Raw genomic sequence first — 18,064 nt, 5'->3', positions numbered from 1 at the left:
GAGGAACGTTTCAGCAGCGAACTGACGCGGACGACACCATCCGTGCCGAGAACATCGCCGCCGCGGCCGGGTGTCGCCGGATCGACGGCCCCGGCCCCGGCCCCGGCCCACGGCCAAGGCATCGGTTCCCCGGCCACCAGGTCACGGCCGGGACCGCGCTGTCACCTGCGGTCGATCACCGATGGTTGACGTGTTTGCCCTTCTGGTACGAGCGCGCCATCGAGGAGCAGGCGTCGACGCTGTCCGTTCACCGGACGGGACGTCTGCTGAACTGCTGAACTCCCAGCCCCTGGCGACGCGATCGGGCATCGGGGTCGACGGCTCCGAGGCGTCGATCTGCTGCGGGTGAGGCTCACGATCGTCTGCGAGGCGTCCGTCAGCGTCACGGACCGTCCGGTGAACGGGACCACGCTGTGGACCGGCGCACTGAGGGTGGGCATGGCCTGGGGCCCTGAGGGAGTCCGCTGTTCTCCGGTCCGCTATTCGTTCGGTGCAGGCCACACAGAAGTTCTTCCCTGCGCAAGGCCCCGTGCGTTCTCCGGCAAGACACCCGGCCGTCGGATCTTAGAGTCGTGGCAGAAGATACGTTTCTGCGATTATTCGGGGGTTGCCATGGCTCGACGTCTCGGAACGGTCACCCGTGCAATGACAGCACACGTCAACACCTTGAACAGGCCGCCAGTACCCGTCCCCGCGGAACTCCATTACGAGACCGCCACCCCCTACGCGATCCGCCTGTGCCTCGGCGTCTCGACAGGTTCCCCCGTCACATGGGTCTTCGCCCGTGAACTGCTCGCCGAAGGGCTGAGACGGCCGGCCGGCCTGGGGGACGTACGGGTGGTTCCCCGCCGTTGCCACCATCCGCATTCCCTACGCGTCGTTCTGAGCAACTCCGCCGGCACGGCACTGGTCGACCTGCCGACCGCAGAGACGACTGACTTTCTTCAGCAGGCCTTCACGTTGGTACCCGCTGGAACCGAGGACGCTCACATGGACCTCGACCGTGGCATCGCCGAGCTCGTCGGGGAATGCAGCTGACCGGCCGAACTCACCCGGCGGTTCCTCCAGTTCCCCTGCGAAACCACCCGCTCTGGGTGTCGGTCATGGCTTCGCGGTCACCTTGATCTCCGGACGCGTCGCGGTAGCCCACCACGTGCGACCCACCGCCGGGCGTGGGCGTGCTGTTCGCGAAGCTCAGGATCCCCTTGCGGGGGTGTCGCTCCACCTCAGGACGACCTGCACCGCCCCGCGAACCCTCCTGCTCGAAGCCGACGAGGTCCGTTTCGGCGGATGTCCGGCCCGCGCGTCGAGCCGGTCCGCCGGTCGGCCTGGGCGGCAAGGTGTCGACGGTGCCTACGCCCGAGTCGCTCCGTGCCTCGCAGGTCATGTCGCCGGAGCGGGACCGGGCGGTAGGTGGACGGTCATGATCAGGCTGCATGTCTCAGTGCCGGAGCCGCGGTAGGTGTGCGGGGCGTCACCGTCGAACGTGGCCGTATGGCCGGCTTCCACGGTGTGTTCGACGCCGTCGACGATCAGGACCATCCGGCCGGAGGTGACGCTGACGGTTTCCACCACTCCGGCCTGGTGGGGGTGGCTGGGATACTCCTCGCCCGGTTCCAGTCGCCAGCGCCACACCTCGACGGGGGCCGGGCCTGAGGTCGTCAGCATGAGCCGGGCCTCGCCACCCCGTTCTCCGGTCCACAGTGGGGCCACGGCGTCGGCGGCCACGATGCGGACACGCCCCTGGGGCGGTCCCTGCATCAGGGCGGACACCGAGATCCCGAGGGTGTCGGCCAGCCGGACGAGGGTGGCCAGGTTGGGGTTGCCCTGCGCTTTCTCCAGCGCCACCAGCGCCCCCTTGCTGACCTGGGAGCGTCGGCTGAGTTCCTCCAGGGAGAGGCCCGCCCGGGTGCGGGCCGCCCGGACGTTGCGCGCGACCGTCCGCAGAGCCGCAGCTGTCTCGACCATCTGATCTCCGTTCTTGCCACCGACCATCGCAATGCACCGCGCGGTCGTTCGGTTGACACAGGCCGGTCGTTGCGTTGTACGGTTCAGTCGTTCCAATGATTGTAGGGGATGTACCGTGATCGCTCTGCTGATGGCCCTGGGCAGCTCACTCGCCTATGGATGCGCCGATTTCCTCGGCGGCCTCGGCGCCCGTAAGGCTCACGTGCTGCGTACGGTGATGATCGCGGCCCCGGCCTCTCTCGTGGTCGAGCTGTTGCTGTGGCCTGTGCTCGGCGCCTCGTTCAGCAGCGGCGCCCTCGCCTGGGGGGCCGCGTCCGGGATCGCCTCCGCCGCCGCCTTCGCGCTGCTCTACCGGACACTGGCGATCGGTCCGATGAACGTGCTGTCGCCCGTGACCGCGCTGGTGTCCGCCGCGCTGCCCGTCGGTGTCGGCCTGCTGCAGGGCGAGCACCTGGCCGTCGCCGGACTGGTCGGTCTACCGCTGGCGCTGGTGGCCGTCATCCTGGTCGGCGCCGGACACGGCACCGGGTCGGCGCGCCCCACACGTACGGCGCTGCTGCTGGCGTTCGGTGCGGGCGCCGCCATCGCGCTCCAGCTGGTCTTCCTGCACCAGGCGCCGTCCGACAGCGGCGTGGCGCCGCTGATCGTGGGCCGGGCGGTCTCCTCTGCCGTCGCCCTGACCGTGGCGGGGATGCTGTACCGCAGGCTGGGCCAGGAAAGGCCCGCGTACGCGATGTCCACAGCCGCGGGTGTGCTGGACTCCCTGGCGAACCTGCTGTTCCTGCTCGCCGCCCGCGACGGAGACCTCGCCGTCGTCGCCGTGATCGTCGCCCTCTACCCGGCCGGCACCATCCTGCTCGCCCGCGCCATGCTCGCCGAACGCATCCACCGCGGTCAGCTCGTCGGCCTGGGCACCGCCGCCGTGGCCGTCAGTCTCCTCGCCCTCACCACCTGAGCGATCCGACAGCAAGGAGAAGTACATGTTCATCCAGCCCTGGGACGCTGCCCTGGACCGCTCCGAGTGGCAGACCTGGATCGCCGGCGGTCACGACTTCGGACTGCTGAGCGTCAACGGCCTCCTCGGCCATTCGCCCACCGTGGTGCCCACCCACTTCGTCTCCGGCGACGACGAACTGCTGATCCACCTCGCACGCCCCAATCCGGTCTGGCCGTCGATCGAGTACGACCCGAACGTCACCTTCACCGTGATCGGCGACTACGCCTTCGTCCCCGGCCCCTGGCGCGCCAAGCCCGGCACCGCGCCCACCGACGGTGTGCCCACGAGCTACTACGCGGCAGTGGAGTTCACCTGCCAGGCACACGTCGTCGACGATCCCCAGGAGAAGGCCGAGCTGCTGCGCCGTCAGATGGCCCACTTCCAGCCCGACGGCGACCACGCACTCATCGCCGTCGACCAGCCGCCCTACGGCCGGATGCTGCCCGGCATCCGTGGCCTGCGCCTGGAGGTCACCGACGTACGCGCCAAGTTCAAGTACGACGACCACAAGCCCGTCGAGCACCGCGTCGCCGCCGCCGACCGTCTTACGGCACGTGGCCAGGGCCTCGACGTGCCCACCGCACGCCAGCAACTCCGCCGCCTGGACCGCATGGGCACCTGGAGCCCCTGAACCCCGGCCCCGACCGCCCACGCCCGGCCACAAGAAACGGAAACCCGCCCATGCCCGCCTTCCGCATCGCCCCCGCAGTCACGGACGCCTTCCCCGACTCGCTCATCGCCCTGGTCACCGTCACCGGCCTGCACGGCCGTCAACCCTGGCCCCGGACCACCGAAGCCCTGGAAGACCTGGAACAGCAACTCGCCGACGGCACCTGGCAGCCCGCCGACGAGACCGATCCGCGCATCGAGGCCTGGCACAACGCCTACCGCTCATTCGGCACCAACCCGCGCCGCATCCGCCCCAGCGTCGACGCGCTCGGCCGACGCCTCGCCAAGAAGGGCGCGCTGCCGCGCATCAACCCGGCCGTCGACTCCTACAACGCGGTCTCCGTCCGGCACGGCCTGCCCGCCGGCGCCTTCGACCTGGACCACGTCACCGGCGACGTCGACATCCGATGCGCGGACGGAACCGAGTCGTTCACCCCGCTCGGCGAACCCGACACCGTGGAGAACCCCAAGCCCGGCGAGATCGTCTACGCGGACGACACCGGCGTCCTGACCCGCCACTGGAACCACCGCGACGCCCACCGCACCCGTGTCACCGAGGACTCCACCCACGTCGCCTTCGTCCTCGAAACCCTCCACGCCACCCGTGACGGCGACCTCCTCAAGGTGGCAGCCGAGGAGCTCCGGGGTCTGCTCGCCCCGCACACCGCGCAGACCGCCGTGCACTACCTCAGCCCGGCACAGCCACAGGCCACCGTCTGACACCGCGGCCCATCTGCCGGAGACGCCTGGCGGCAGTTCAGCGCCGCCACTCATGGACACCCGGTGCCGGAGCGACCGTGAGCACGATCTTGCCCTGGATGTGCCCTCGGGCGGCCGGGTTGGTGGTGCAGGCTGCAGGCCAGACGTGCTCGACACGTGAGCGACGAGTTCGGGCGGCGGGCCGGGTCTGCCCTGTCCTGACTCGAATCATCGCTGACATCCCGGTCTCCCTCGACGACTTCGTCACCGGGCCCGACCCCGGCCCGGACAACGGTCTGGGCACTGGCGGCGAGGCCCCCCACACCTGGGCGTTCTCCTACGACCCCCGACGACGGCCGGTACCTGCGCGACGAGACCGCCCGCTCGGGTGCCGTCGTCCTCGGCCGCCACCTCTTCGACGTGGACACGGGCCACACGGCTGGGACGACAAGACCGGCTACGGCGCCGGCGAGGTCGGCAAGCCCGCCTTCGTCGTCGTGACGAGCGCGCCACCGGAATCGGTGCGGCTCACCGACCTCGACTGGACATTCGTCACCACCGGTCTGTCCGACGCCATCACCGCCGCGCGCGAGCGCGCCGAAGCAGCGTCGTCACACAGCGGCGAGGACCTCGACGTCATCCTCATGGGCGGCGGCGCCACGACCGGCTCGGCGCTCGACGCGGGGCTGGTCACGCGCTGGCCCTGCACCTCGCACCCGTCGCGCTGGGCGCCGGGACGCCAACTGTTCACCGGCGGAACGCCCCGCACCCTGGTGCAGCGGAGCGTGACCTCGACATCGACCGCGACGCACCTGACCTACGACGTTCTCTGACGACGTCGTGACGGGACTTCTCGTCGGGTAGTCGGCAGCGCTCCGATGGGCACCCTTCCTCATGCGGTCAGCAGTCACTTCTGACTGCACCACCCTGCTCCGGGGCTGGTGGTCGACTCGAAGCGCTTCCGGAACGGCCAGGTCAAGGCCAGGGGCAGCTACCGATCGGGCCGACTCGACGAAACAAAGCGGAAGAACCACCGCTGAGCAGGCCAACCGGTCGTTGAGCGTGGCACATATCACCGCGACACACCTCCGGGCACGGGCTCGCCCCAGAAGGTGTCGCAGCCGGTCCTCACGGACATCACCCAGGAGATCCGCGCGACCAGCGTTCACGGGATCACGCGATCAACCTCAGCGAGCCACGACCAGTGGTTGTCGGCAGGTCAGCCTTCCACCAGGGGCGTCCGAGTTCAGGGCCGGTGGCGACCGAAACTGACGTAGGAGTAGGCGAACCCCTCGCCCGTGCGTGGCGCCCGGGTCCAGGACCGGGTGGTGAAGGTGTGGAGGCTTCCCTGGGTCAGCGCGAAGCGGGGCAGCGAAATCCCGAGTTGGGCGTGCAGCGCCTGCAATATGCGTAGTTCGCAGTCCAGTTCAGTGTCCTCCGGGCGGAACAGCCGTGCGGGGTCCAGGGCCTCGGGTATGGCGCCGGAGCGCTGGATCTGCGTACCGCGCACAGTGAACGCGTAGAGCTCCTCGCCCTGTTCGGCCACCGACAGGTGGAACGCGGCCGGGCGGCCGCCCGGGGTCGAGCCCCTCGCATCGCGCCACACCACCACCGCGCGGCCGGACGAGGAAGCGACCGCAGCCGGGGAAAGGAACAGCTTGTGCAGATGCCGGGGAAGGCCGTCGAAGGCGAACGCCCACCCCTCGGCGGTGCGGCCGACGGTGACCACGGCCCGGTCCTCCCAGAGTTCCACGCCCTCCCGCTCGTGGGGCCGGGGTGCCCGCCAGGACGCCTTGCGCGCATCCACGGGCGCGCCCAGTTCGGCGCCTTCCTCCCCGATCAGGGCAGGCAGGCGTGCGGGGTCGATCCCCTCGACCCAGATACACCGGTACCCGTCGAGCGGCCGCCGGTTCACCCCAGGCTCCGTCAGCCATGCAAGGCCCGGCGGGTCGAGATCGGGCACCGGCTCGGGAGCGGGCCCCCTCTCCCCCGCCCGCGGTGTCGCGAGGATCTCCCGCCCACGCTCCGCGGTGATCATCGGGCCCAGGACCGGATCGGCGAGCAGTCCGACCGGGGCGATCAGCGAGGGCCCGGGTGCCTCCCACAGCGTGAGCGCGTCCCGCAGCACCCGCCACGCGGCGTCGGTCGCCCCCCAGCGTGCCGACTCCCGGGCCTCGGCGACGGCACGGCCCCATGGACCGGGAGGCGCGTAACGATGGGTGCCGTCCCGCATCGCGCTCAGTACGGCCTCCGCGGTCGTGCGGGCGGCCCCGCGGGCGGTCATCATCCCGAGCCAGTGATCGTCCCCGCCCAGCCGCCATTCGCCGCGTGCCGGCGCCATGGCCTCCACGGGCAGAATCTCGGGCAGGTAGCGCGCATCCGCCACCAGGTAGCCGTAATCCCGGGGGCTGTGCGGAGCCAGCAGATGCCGGAGCTGGTTCAGCAGGACGGCGCTGCGTGGCCGTCCGAAGGACAGTGCCTCCTCGAGCAGGGGCAAGGCCTCCTCGTGCCGTCCGCGCAGGGCCAGCAGGCGGGCCTCCTCCACATGGGCGTCCTGGGCGCGCGTGGTCGCGTTGACGAAGTCGGCTCTCTCCGCCCGGTCGGAGTGGAACCCGCGGTACATGGCCTCCATGTACGCGCGAAACGACGGGTAACGGTCGGGGAACTCACCGCTCCAGCCCTTGTAGACGTAGAGCGCCCATTCGCCGTCCTGGTCACTGTCGCCCGGGTCGAGCAGGGCGTACGACATGTCGGAGTCCGTCTCCAGCCGCAGCGCCCGCTGCCACATCCCGGCCAGCAGGACGTCCTCCTGGCGCGGGCTGTCGCCCAGATTCCTCTCGTACAGCCCAGTCATGCCGAACGGATCCTCAAACCAGTCGATGTCCGCGACGCCGCCGAGTTGATACACCCCGGCCGTCTCGTCCACGTGCCATCCGTCGCTCACAGCCACGAACTCCCGGTACGAGGGCGGCAGCCGCCGCCCCAGCCGCTCCTCGGCCGCGGCGATCGCCGCCTCCTCGGCCCCGGGCCTGCCCGGACGGACAAAGGCCTGCCCACCGTCCTGGTCCCCGCCTTCGGCGCCGTCATCGTCCTCGTCCTCGTCCACGCGCGGGATCCACTCCTCCTGCCAACGTCCCAGGAACTCACGCCAGGTGAAAGATTCGCCACTCATGACCGGATGGTGTCATCCGCCACTGACAACGACCCCCGACCTTTTCCCAGTGCAGGAGGGTCGACCGCACCGCGATGCCGTGGGCCGACTGCCGAGCCCCGGCTTCGCGCGGCCAGCGTCGACCCGTTCGCCGTCGGCGGCAACCTGCTCCCGGCAGGCTCGGACTCAAACCCCTCGGCCTGACCTGAGCCGATCCCGCCCCCGACTCATGCAAGCCGTGGGACCTGCGGCGTTGTGGCCAGAAGGAGACGATCCTTCCGGATCGTGTGGGGCCACAGGTGGTGCTCCGCACCGTCCCTTGCGGACGGTCGGCCGGGCACCGAACTCCCAGTACCCGTACGGCGATCCGTCCGCCCGGCGGCGTTCTCACCGAGGGGGGATCTCAGAACCCGATGGACTCACGCAGCAGCAGGACGGTGCTGCGCCCGGCACTGCGGCTCCGCATTGAGGACGAGCAGACGGTTGCCGGTGCTCGGTTGCCCGTAGACCGCTTGGGCGTGCTCGCTCTCGAGCGGAAGGACGTGCTCCTCCGCCCGCCGTGACGCGGTGCTCAGGTCGGGCACCACCTTCTGCGCGCCGACGACCCGGATCGCTGTGCCGCATGGCCGGAGCACTCCGGGTGGGCAGTCGGCGACGAAGCAGGAAACCCCACGGCGCGGGCCGTAGGAATCCTCCTCGTTCACGAGGGGGAGGAAGTCAAGAGAGCGCTCCCAACACGGAAAGAGACTCCATGCTGAGCAACACCAAGCGCCAACTGGCCCCGGCCGATCTCGACGCGCTGCTCCGCGGGTCGACAGGCATCGGATGCCGGCTCGAAGCAGAGCTGACGGACGGCTGGTTCAACACGGCGTACCGGGTGCTGCTCGACGACGGCCGCCCGGCCGTCGTCAAGCTCGCGCCTCACGACGACGTGCCGGTGCTGCGCTACGAGCGGGGCATCATGGCGACCGAGGCCATGGTCTACCGGCTCGCCGCAGCCTCTCCCGACCGCGGCGTGCCCATGCCCGAACTCCTCCATGCCGGAGACGGTTTCCTCGTCATCTCCATGCTGGAGGGCACTCCCTGGGACAAGCTCGCGGACAAGATTGCGCCCGCGAGCGAGTCGCTCCTGCGCCGCGAGCTGGGCCGGATCGTCGCGGGCCTGCACCGGCTGACCCCCGAGGACGGCCGTTTCGGCTACCCGGCCGCGGAGTCGGCGCTGTCCGCCGCCGACTGGCGGACGGCGTTCGCCGGCATGGTCGAGGCACTGCTGGAGGACGCCGCCCGCTGGGGCTCCTCGCTGGGCGTCACTCCCGACGAGGTGCGCACCCTGGTGGCGGAGGGCGGGTACGCGCTCGACGAGGTCACCGAACCCCGCCTGGTCCACTTCGACCTGTGGCCCGGGAACGTCTTCGTCCACATGGCCGACGACGGAACAGCCGCCCGTGTCACAGGACTCATCGACCACGAGCGGGCGTTCTGGGGCGATCCGGCCGCCGAGCTGGTCTCGCTGGCGTTCGGAGGCGAGACCGGCCCGGACAGCGCGCTCGTCGCGGGCTACACGGATGCCGGCGGCCGGTTCGGCTCGGGGCCCGCGTTCCGCCACCGTCTGACGCTGTACGGGCTCTACCTCGGCCTGCTGCTGGTGACCGAGTGCGGACCACGTGGCTACGACGACGCGGACCATCTGGCCTTCTGCCGCAACTACCTCGACGCGCGGGTCACCGAACTACGCACCCTGAGGTAGAGGGAGGGCGAGCGGTCGCCCCCGGATCACGGCGCCGACCCAACTCGGGTCACCGCGACAGCCGGCTGGCAGAACGGTGAGCTTCGCCTCCTCGGCGTCCGCGGTGTGGGGGCCATGTCAGCGGCTCGTCAAGGATTCACGGCCAGTGCGTTCAGGAACGTCAGTACGGAGGCGTCCTCTTCGATCAGCGGGACGAGGGCGGCGTTGAACGCGCCGCCGTACGGGGCCTTCAAGTGTGTCTGGAAGGCGTCCTCGTCCCGGTACACCTCGAAGATCCAGAAGGACCGCGGGTGGGCCGCCTTGGTGTAGACGTCGAAGGCGATGTTGCCTTCTTCCCCACGCACCGTCAGGGCGTAGTCGCCGATCAGGCGGGCGACCTCGTCCTGCGTTCCCTCGCGGGCGGTGAACTCGGCGAGCAGGGTCTTCTTCACGGATTCGTCTCCTTGTCGGTCATGGGCGTCGGGGTGCTTCACTTGTGGGCGGAGTCGAGGTGCCAGACGACGGCCTCGTCCAGCTTCACCGAGCCGTTCTCGGCGAAGACCTGCACTCCCTGGCTGGCGGGGTCGGGGAAGATCTGGTCCGTGATCGTGGCCTCGCCGCCGCCGCCGAAGACCTCGACGGACGACCAGTCGACGAGGATCCTCAGCTTCACCTTGCCGTCCTTGGCCTTCAGAGGTGCGGTCTGGACGCCGGGGAACGTGCTGTTGAAGTCGACGGCACCGGAGTGGGTGCGGTCGACGTACAGCTCCTGCGTCGTGGTGTCGTAGCCGATGACGGTCTCCTCTCCCCCGGCGCCGGTGCGCACCTTCAGGCCGAACCGGTCGGCGTCCTTGAGGGAGAAGGTCGCCTCGATGTCGAGGGCCTTGCCCTGGGCAGCGGGACCCCCCAGAGCCTTGGACGTGTTCGTGACGGTGATGCCGGCCGCGGACACCGGGTGCGGCTGCCGCAGGGACGCCAAGCTGTTCACGGGCCGGCTGACGAGCCGGACGCGGCCGTCGACGGTACGCAGGGACATCTCCCGGGGGATGCTCTGCGCGCCACGCCAGGGGGATGTGGGAATGGCACCGCCGTAGTCCCAGTTGTTCATCCAGCCGATCATGTACCGCTTGCCACCCGGCGCGTTCTCCCAGGAGACGGCCGCGTAGTAGTCCTTGCCGTAGTCGGCCCAGTCGGCGCGCTGGACGACGGACTTCGCGGGCGTCTCGGCGGCGGTGAACCGGTCTGCGAGGAGGTGGCCCCAGCCGGCGGTGTTCATGTCGACGATCTGGATCCGCGCCTCCTTGCCCGCGTAGGGGCGCAGGTCGAAGGAGGCCCAGTCCAGGGTCTCGCTGTTGGAGCCTGTGGCGCTGCGGACGACCTTGCCATCGACGACGAGGTTGACGGATGTCTCCTGCGAGACGGGCTGGGCCTGGGTGTCGGAGAGCATGATGTGGTCGACGTTGAGGTGGCCCCAGCCGCCGCTGTTGTCGTCGACGATCTTGATCTGTGCCTTCTTGCCGGCGAGATCCTTGAGGTCCCAGGAGGCCCAGTTGAGCGCCTCGCCATCCCGTCCGGTGGTGCTGCGGACCACCTTGCCGTCGACGAGGAGTTCGACGGCGGTCGGGTTGCCGGAGCCGACGGGGTGGTTGCCGCCGCCGACGAGGAAGTTGGCGTAGTCCTTGTCGATGGTGAACTCGGGCGAGGTCAGGGTGCCGGTGGTGGAGTCGCCGTTCAGGTAGCTGTTGACCAGGCCGCTTCCCCGGAAGCCGGAGACCTCCTGCTGGTTGGGGAGGGTGCCGGTGGCCGGTGCGGTGCCGAAGGCGTCCCCGGTTGTCGTCCAGTCGCCGTAGGTGCCGCCTTCGAAGTCGGCGAGGACCGTACCCTCGGGCGGTGGACCCTGCTCCATGACCGTTCCGTCCACGTGCGGGTGCCGACCGCCACCGACCTTGAAGTTCAGGTACTTGCTGTCGACGGTGAAGGCGGGCGAGGTCAGGGTGCCGGTGCCGCCGTCACCTGAGTGAAAGCTGTTGGCGAGGCCCTTGCCGTCGAACCCGTCGACCGTGCCCTGGCCCTCCACCGCCCCGGCTGCCGGCCGCTGGCCGAATGCGGTGCCGGTGGTCGTCCACGAACCGAAGTCGGTGCCCTCGAAGTCCTGCACCACCGTGCCGGTGGGCGGGGTGTAGGTGCCCTTGTCCTCGGCGGTGAACTTCTCGCCGTCGAAGTCGCCGACGAAGTACTGCGCGGCCGAACCGCCGGCGATGCCGCCAGGGTTGATGTTGACGACCAGGACCCACTTGACATTGTTCGGGTCCCCGTCGACCGCGAGGGGGAACAGGTCGGGGCACTCCCACACGCCGCCCGTCGCGCCGGACGGCCCGAACTCGCTCTGCAGCTCCCAGTCCTTGAGGTTCTGGGAGGAGTAGAACCGCACCTTGTGCTCGGCGGACAGCGACACCGTCATCAGCCAGCTCTTCGTGGGCGCGTACCACTGGACCTTGGGGTCGCGGAAGTCCTTGGAGCCGATGTCGATGACGGGGTTGCCCTGGTACTTGGTCCAGGTGCGGCCACGGTCGGTGCTGTAGGCGAGCGACTGCGCCTGTACGCCCGTGTCCTTGTCGTGGCTGGTGTAGACCGCCACCATGGGCGGGTTCTTCTTCGTGCCGAAGCCGGTGGTGTTGTCGCGGTCGACGACCGCGCTGCCGGAGAACACCATCTCCTTGTCGTCGTGGGACAGGGCGAGCGGCAGCTGTGTCCAGTGCACGAGGTCCTTGCTCACCGCGTGGCCCCAGGACATGTCGCCCCAGGAGTTGCCGTTGGGGTTGTACTGGTAGAAGAGGTGGTACTCGCCCTGGTAGTACACGAGGCCGTTGGGGTCGTTCATCCAGTTCTTCTCGGGTGTGAAGTGGAACTGGGGCCGGTAGGTCTCGGAGTACGGCGGTGTGTCGGCTGCTGCGGCCTGAGGGGCGAGCGGGGTTGCGGACAAGGCGCAGACGGTCACCACCGCCGCGGTCATCCGCACGCGGGCGTGCCGGGATACACGTCGTGGATTCATGGTGTCTCCTGTGCAGTGGCCGTCCACTGGGCCGAGCCTGCGGCTCCGGCGTGGACCGACCGAACGGGGACGCTCTGGCCGGCGTCGTCGTGCACGCCGCCGGCCCAGGAGTGTCATCGTTGACTTGTGTCATCGATGACATCTAGTGGCCCCGATAATGAGCGAGTTGCGGCCGAAGCGTCAACGGTTCGGGCGGAACTGTCGTTGCGGCCCGCCCGCCCGTCAGGCGTCGGCGGCGGTCGCGAGAGGTGCCAGCTGGTCCTGCCACGGCGGATTGGGACCGGCGACCGAGCAGGTCAGCGCCGCGACCCGAGTGCCGAACCGGCAGGCTTCCGCGACGTCGCCGGGACCGAGACCGGTCAGCCGGCCACCGAGGAGTCCGCGGGCACCGAGATGGTGCAGCAGGCCGGCGGTGAAGGAATCCCCCGCGCCGACCGTGTCGACCACCCGCGTGGCCACCGCGGGTACCCGCAGCCGTTCGCCGTCGAGTGAGGCCAGGGCACCGCCGGCGCCGAGCGTGATCACGACGAGCCGCACCCCCGCGGCGTGCCAGATGTCGCACGCTTGCTCGGGCGGGGTGCCCGGCAGGAGGAGTTCCAGGTCGTCCTCGCTCAGGCGCAGGATGTCGGCGAGACGACACCAGCGCGTCAGCCGGGCCCGGTAGGCCTCGGGCCGCACCAGCAGCGGCCGGACGTTGGGATCGATGCTGATGGTGGCCCCCGAAGCCGCTGTTGCCAGAAACTCCTCCACCACCGGCCCGCCGGGCTCACGCACCAGCGCCAGCGACCCGGTGTGCACACAGACCGTCTCGGACATATCCACCCTTGCCAGTTCGCCCGAAGTCCACTGCCAGTCGGCCGTGTTCTGCGCGTGGAAGGAGAACGCGGCCTGCCCGGTGGCGTCCAGCTCCGCCACGGCCAGCGTGCTGGGCTCGGCGGCGGACACGGCGTCCGCCAGGTCGACGCCGGACGCCTCCAGGTGGGCCCGGAACAGGCGGCCGAACACGTCGCCGGACAGCCGGGCCAGCAAGCGGGCCGAGGTACCCAGTCTGGCCAGGGCCACCGCCGTATTGGCGGGTCCGCCGCCCGGCAGCACCCGCAGAGCGAGTTCGTTCGAGGCGTTCGCCGGTTCGGTGAAGGCGTCCGCGACGCACTCCCCCACAACGGTGATCTGACGCGGGCTCATGGGCTGCTCTCCCTCGGAAAGGCCCGAAAGGATCGGGCAAGGCGCGCCGCGGCCAGACAGCCGCTGAGCAGCGGCGCGGTGACGACGGCTGCGGACGTTGCCGATTCGTGACGGGTAGAAGGCATTGACGTTGCCGGGACGCGGAGTCCATCATCCTCGCCAGGCGGTGTCAACGATGACATAAGTCAACGATGACACTCCCGGGCGGCGTGCTCTGCTCCCAACCCTGCCGCTCGCTATCCCACAGGAGTCGTTCATGTCTCGCACCACTCGTCTGTCCTCGTCCCTCCTCAGAGCCGCCGCGGTCACGGGCGTCGCGGCCCTCACCATGACGGCCTGCGGATCCGGCTCCGGTTCCGGCTCCACCAGCTCCGGTTCGGGCAGCGTCAAGGTCGGTCTGATCACCAAGACCGACACCAACCCGTTCTTCGTGAAGATGAAGGAGGGCGCGGAAAAGGCCGCCAAGGAGAACGGTGCCCAACTGTCCACGGCTGCAGGGAAGTTCGACGGGGACAACGCCGGGCAGGTCACCGCCGTCGAGAACATGGTCGCTGCCGGGGTGAAGGGCATCCTGATCACCCCCAGCGACTCCAAGGCGATCGTGCCCGCGATCGAGAAGGCCCGCGCCAAGGGTGTCTTGGTCATCGCCCTGGACACCCCGACCGACCCGGAGAGCGCGGTCGACGCCCTCTTCGCCACCGACAACCTCAAGGCCGGCCAACTCATCGGCGGGTACGCCAAGGCCGCCATGAAGGGCAAGACGGCGAAGATAGCCGCCCTCGACCTCGCTCCGGGCGTCTCCGTCGGCGTCCAGCGGCACAACGGTTTCCTGAAGGGCTTCGGCGCCACCGACAAGGACGTCGTGTGCGCCCAGGACACCGGCGGCGACCAGGCCAAGGGCCAGACCGCGATGGAGAACTGCCTGCAGAAGGCGCCCGACATCAACGTCGTCTACACCATCAACGAACCGGCGGCCCTGGGCGCGTACACCGCGCTGAAGGCCAAGGGCCGGGAGAAGGACGTACTGATCGTCTCCGTCGACGGCGGCTGCACCGGCACCCAGGCCGTCAAGGACGGCAAGATCGCCGCGACTTCGCAGCAGTACCCCCTGAAGATGGCCGCCGAGGGTGTCAAGGCCGTCGTGGCCTATGCCAAGGACGGCAAGAAGGCGTCCGGTTACACCGACACCGGCGTCACGCTGATCACCGACAAGACGCAGGACGGGATCACGTCGAAGGACACCGCCTACGGCCTGGAGAACTGCTGGGGCTGAGCCGCGCCCCCAGGACCGTACGACACCGTACGAACCGCCACTCCCTCAGCGGGCGGTCGACCCGCCTCCCCGACCAGGGACGACCGCCCCCCCTTTGTCCCGGCGGGGCTTGCGCCCTCGTCCTCCGACAAGGACATCTGTCTCCCGACAAGGATTCGCATGACAGCCACGACCACGCCGTACGCCGAGCTGAAAGCACCCACCGCGGCCCGCAGACTGCTCGCGGCACCGACCACGGGCCCGCTGGCCGCCCTCCTCCTGGCCTGTGCCTTCTTCTCCTTCTCCTCCGAACAGTTCCTGACCGGCGGGAACTTCTCGCTGATCGTGCAGCAGGTCATGGTCGTGGGGACCCTCGCCATCGGGCAGACCCTGATCATCCTCACGGCGGGCATCGACCTGTCGTGCGGGGCGGTGATGGCGTTCGGCAGCATCGTGATCGCCAAGATGGCGGCCGAGGGCTCAGTGCCCCCGCTCGTCGCGATCGCGCTTGGCCTGGTCGTCTGCGGTGGCTTCGGGCTGCTCAACGGGCTGCTGGTGCAGAAGATCCCGCTACCGCCGTTCATCGTGACCCTCGGCATGCTCAACGTGGCGTTCGCACTGACCCACATCTACTCCGAGGAGCAGACGGTCACCAGCCTGCCCGGCCCGCTGACGGCCCTCGGGCAGACGTTCCCGCTGGGCCACACGGACATCACCTACGGCTCCCTGGTCACCATCGCCCTGTTCCTCCTCCTCGCCTACGCGCTGAGCAGCACCGGCTGGGGTCGGCACGTCTACGCTTTGGGCAACAGCGCCGAGGCCGCCCGGCTCAACGGCATCCGCACCTCCCGCCTGACCATCGGCATCTACACGGTGGCCGGCCTGCTGTACGGCATCGCCGCCCTGCTGCTCATCTCCCGCACCGGAGTCGGCGACCCGCAGGCCGGGCAGACCGACAACCTCGACAGCATCACCGCCGTGGTCCTCGGCGGCACCAGCCTCTTCGGCGGCCGCGGCTCGGTCCTGGGCACCTTCATCGGTGTCCTCATCGTCGGCGTGTTCCGCAACGGCCTCCAGCTGATGGGCGTCGCATCCATCTACCAGACCCTGATCACCGGCGTCCTGGTGATCCTCGCGGTGACCGTCGACCAGATCTCCCGGAGGAAGGCCCGATGACCGCCACCAGCACCCACCCGCCGGTTCTGCAGGCCCGCGGCCTGGTCAAGCGGTACGGCCAGGTCACCGCCATCGACGGCGCCGACTTCGACCTGCTGCCCGGCGAGGTCCTCGCCGTCATCGGCGACAACGGTGCCGGCAAGACCAGCTTGATCAAGGCCCTCACCGGCGCGGTGGTCCCCGACGCGGGCGAGATACGCCTCAACGGCGAGCCCATCACCTTCTCCGGTCCGCAGAGCGCGCGCGCCCACGGCATCGAGACGGTCTATCAGGACCTCGCCGTGGCCGCCTCCATGGACATCGCCTCGAACATGTTCCTCGGCCGCGAGCTGCGTCGCCCCGGAATCCTCGGCAGCGCCTTCCGCATGCTGGACAAGAAGCGCATGCGTCAGGAGGCCGCCGAACACATGGCCGACCTGAAGATCGGCCTGCGCTCCCTGACGCAGTCGGTGGAGACGCTCTCCGGCGGACAGCGGCAGGCCGTCGCGGTCGCCCGTTCCGTCGCCTGGGCCCGCAGCGTCGTCGTCATGGACGAACCCACCGCCGCCCTCGGCGTCAAGGAGTCGGGCCAGGTCCTGGACCTCATCCGCCGAGTCCGCGACAAGGGCATGCCGGTCGTCCTGATCAGTCACAACATGCCCCACGTCTTCGAGATCGCCGACCGGATCCACGTCCACCGGCTGGGCAGACGTGCCGCTCTGATCAAGCCCTCCGACCACTCCATGGCGGAGGTGGTCGCCATCATGACCGGCGCGCTCAGCATCGACGAGGCCGGAGATACTGTCGTAGCGGATTCGGAGGCCGCGAAGGCCGCCGGAGTCCGGGCCACCTGACAGCACAAACCTGCTCTCGCAGTTTCCGGCCGAGGCCGCGGCCGGAACCCGAGAGCCCTCAGGAGACGGTTTCCTCCATGGCAGCGCACCGCCGCCCCACCCTGGCCGACGTCGCCCGAGAAGTCGGCGTCAGCGCCAAGACGGTCTCCCGAGTCCTCAACGAGGACGGACCCGCCTCCGCGCAGACCAGGGAACAGGTACTCGCCGCAGTGGCCAAGCTCGGCTTCCAGCCGAACCTCATGGCCCGCAACATCCGCGTCGGCGGCCCGGACACCACCATCGGCCTGGTCATCCCCGACCTCGCCAACCCCTTTTTCGGAGCGGTGGCCAGTGCCATCGAGGACACCGTCCGCGAACGCGGACTGACCCTGCTCATGGGTTCCTCCGCAGACGATCCCGCGCGTGAACGCGCCCTGACAGACAAGTTCCTCGCCCGCCGCGTCAGCATCCTGATGGTCGTTCCGTCCGTCGGCGCCGACCACTCCCATCTCAAGTCCCACCGCACGGCGGGACTTCCCGTGATCTTCCTCGACCGACCCGGAGTCGGCCTCGCCACGGACAGCATCGTCAGTTCCAACCGCGCCGGAGCCCACGACGGCGTCGCCCACCTCATCGCGCACGGACACCGGCGCATCGGCTTCGTCGGCGACCTGCCGCCGAAGCTGTACACCCGCCGTGAACGTCTGGCCGGCTACCGGTCGGCGCTGCAGGAAGCCGACATCCCCTACGACCGCTCACTCGTCACCAACGCCCACGACCAGCAGGGCGCCGAGGCCGCGACCACCGGGCTCCTCGGCCTGGCCGATCCCCCCACCGCCCTGTTCGCCGGCAACAACATCATGGCGCTGGGCATAGTCGCCGAACTGGCCCGCAGCAAGCGCAAGGACGTCGCCGTCGTCGCCTTCGACGAGGTGGCACTCGCCGAGGCACTCGAACCGGCCCTGACCGTCGTCGCCCAGGACGCGGAAGAACTCGGCAGGGCGGCAGCCACCACCGCCCTGACCCGACTCGACGGCGACCGCACCCGCGCCCGCACCATCACCGTTCCCACCCGGCTGATCGTCCGGGGCTCGGGCGAACTCCCCGTCCGCGCGCAGCAGTAGGCGCGACCTGCCCCCTGAGTCGGCGCCGAACTGCACCCCGCCCCCGGCCCAGCCGTAACAGGGCCACAGCCCGTGGCTCGCGCCCGGACCGGGCGCGAACCGCGACCTGTGTCAGTGGTTGGGTCCACCGTGGCGGTCGGCTCCACACGTCAGCCGCTACGAGCTGTCTCGACAAGGGGCGTTGCGCCTTGTGTCCGCATCGGCGTGTACGTCCGTCCCACACCCTCGGCGGGCAGGCGTGGGTAGCGGGACC

Annotated in this window: 14 protein-coding genes and 1 pseudogene; 10 read left to right on the top strand and 5 right to left on the bottom strand. The window is 69.7% G+C overall.

Translation table 11 applies throughout. The features are described from left to right. The first annotated feature begins 438 nt into the window (after positions 1 to 438). A complete protein-coding gene (locus ACFWJX_RS30665) occupies positions 439 to 1,038 on the top strand; it encodes an SsgA family sporulation/cell division regulator (RefSeq protein ID WP_383249636.1) in 600 nt (199 codons plus the stop codon). 345 nt (positions 1,039 to 1,383) lie between these two features. Here ACFWJX_RS30665 and ACFWJX_RS30660 read toward each other — a convergent pair whose 3' ends face one another. Next, on the bottom strand, positions 1,384 to 1,968 hold the full coding sequence (locus tag ACFWJX_RS30660) for a helix-turn-helix domain-containing protein (protein ID WP_383249511.1): 585 nt from the start codon (positions 1,966 to 1,968) through the stop codon (positions 1,384 to 1,386). Between the two features lie 115 nt (positions 1,969 to 2,083). Between ACFWJX_RS30660 and ACFWJX_RS30655 the strand changes: the two genes are divergently transcribed. The 4 genes and pseudogenes from ACFWJX_RS30655 to ACFWJX_RS30640 all read left to right on the top strand — a co-directional run bounded on the left by ACFWJX_RS30655 (position 2,084) and on the right by ACFWJX_RS30640 (position 5,166). Then, positions 2,084 to 2,923 (top strand): EamA family transporter, encoded by an 840-nt coding sequence (locus ACFWJX_RS30655; RefSeq protein ID WP_383249509.1) that lies wholly within the window; start codon positions 2,084 to 2,086, stop codon positions 2,921 to 2,923. A gap of 25 nt (positions 2,924 to 2,948) precedes the next feature. Then, a complete protein-coding gene (locus ACFWJX_RS30650) occupies positions 2,949 to 3,596 on the top strand; it encodes an FMN-binding negative transcriptional regulator (RefSeq protein WP_383249507.1) in 648 nt (215 codons plus the stop codon). Positions 3,597 to 3,646: 50 nt separating this feature from the next. Continuing rightward, positions 3,647 to 4,354, top strand: coding sequence for a B3/4 domain-containing protein (locus ACFWJX_RS30645; protein ID WP_383249505.1), 708 nt, complete (start codon positions 3,647 to 3,649; stop codon positions 4,352 to 4,354). A gap of 197 nt (positions 4,355 to 4,551) precedes the next feature. Further along, a pseudogene (locus ACFWJX_RS30640) lies at positions 4,552 to 5,166 on the top strand (dihydrofolate reductase family protein). A gap of 413 nt (positions 5,167 to 5,579) precedes the next feature. Here ACFWJX_RS30640 and ACFWJX_RS30635 read toward each other — a convergent pair. Then, positions 5,580 to 7,505 (bottom strand): SMI1/KNR4 family protein, encoded by a 1,926-nt coding sequence (locus ACFWJX_RS30635; RefSeq protein ID WP_383249503.1) that lies wholly within the window; start codon positions 7,503 to 7,505, stop codon positions 5,580 to 5,582. 730 nt (positions 7,506 to 8,235) lie between these two features. Between ACFWJX_RS30635 and ACFWJX_RS30630 the strand changes: the two genes are divergently transcribed. Next, the gene (locus tag ACFWJX_RS30630; protein ID WP_383249501.1) at positions 8,236 to 9,231 is read left to right on the top strand and encodes a phosphotransferase family protein; all 996 of its coding nucleotides are present in this window, start codon (positions 8,236 to 8,238) and stop codon (positions 9,229 to 9,231) included. A 128-nt stretch (positions 9,232 to 9,359) separates the two neighbouring features. Here the strand turns inward: ACFWJX_RS30630 and ACFWJX_RS30625 are convergent, their stop codons facing one another. The 3 genes from ACFWJX_RS30625 to ACFWJX_RS30615 all read right to left on the bottom strand — a co-directional run bounded on the left by ACFWJX_RS30625 (position 9,360) and on the right by ACFWJX_RS30615 (position 13,447). After that, entirely contained in the window at positions 9,360 to 9,662 is a 303-nt protein-coding gene (locus tag ACFWJX_RS30625) for a putative quinol monooxygenase (protein WP_383249500.1), read from the bottom strand. 38 nt (positions 9,663 to 9,700) lie between these two features. After that, entirely contained in the window at positions 9,701 to 12,262 is a 2,562-nt protein-coding gene (locus ACFWJX_RS30620) for a GH32 C-terminal domain-containing protein (protein ID WP_383249498.1), read from the bottom strand. Positions 12,263 to 12,484: 222 nt separating this feature from the next. Beyond that, the gene (locus ACFWJX_RS30615) at positions 12,485 to 13,447 is read right to left on the bottom strand and encodes a carbohydrate kinase (RefSeq protein WP_383249497.1); all 963 of its coding nucleotides are present in this window, start codon (positions 13,445 to 13,447) and stop codon (positions 12,485 to 12,487) included. A gap of 256 nt (positions 13,448 to 13,703) precedes the next feature. On the opposite strand from ACFWJX_RS30615, the gene ACFWJX_RS30610 reads away from it, so the two are divergent. The 4 genes from ACFWJX_RS30610 (at position 13,704) to ACFWJX_RS30595 (ending at position 17,811) form a co-directional block, all read left to right on the top strand. Further along, positions 13,704 to 14,720: a sugar ABC transporter substrate-binding protein gene (locus ACFWJX_RS30610; RefSeq protein WP_383249495.1), complete on the top strand. Its 1,017-nt coding sequence runs from the start codon at positions 13,704 to 13,706 to the stop codon at positions 14,718 to 14,720. A 159-nt stretch (positions 14,721 to 14,879) separates the two neighbouring features. Then, the gene (locus ACFWJX_RS30605; protein WP_383249493.1) at positions 14,880 to 15,875 is read left to right on the top strand and encodes an ABC transporter permease; all 996 of its coding nucleotides are present in this window, start codon (positions 14,880 to 14,882) and stop codon (positions 15,873 to 15,875) included. Beyond that, positions 15,872 to 16,708 carry an ATP-binding cassette domain-containing protein gene (locus ACFWJX_RS30600; RefSeq protein ID WP_383249491.1) on the top strand — a complete coding sequence of 279 codons (837 nt, stop codon included), beginning with the start codon at positions 15,872 to 15,874 and terminating at the stop codon, positions 16,706 to 16,708. Before ACFWJX_RS30605 ends, ACFWJX_RS30600 begins: the two co-directional genes overlap by 4 nt. Before the next feature lie 77 nt (positions 16,709 to 16,785). Continuing rightward, complete coding sequence (locus ACFWJX_RS30595; protein WP_383249489.1) at positions 16,786 to 17,811, top strand: LacI family DNA-binding transcriptional regulator; 1,026 nt, start codon at positions 16,786 to 16,788, stop codon at positions 17,809 to 17,811. Positions 17,812 to 18,064 lie beyond the last annotated feature (253 nt).

Origin of the sequence: Streptomyces sp. NPDC058335 (genome assembly GCF_042723915.1) — a bacterium.
Taxonomy (GTDB): domain Bacteria; phylum Actinomycetota; class Actinomycetes; order Streptomycetales; family Streptomycetaceae; genus Streptomyces.
Note: the sequence above shows the minus strand (reverse complement) of the source record. Positions and strands in the feature narration are given on the sequence as shown.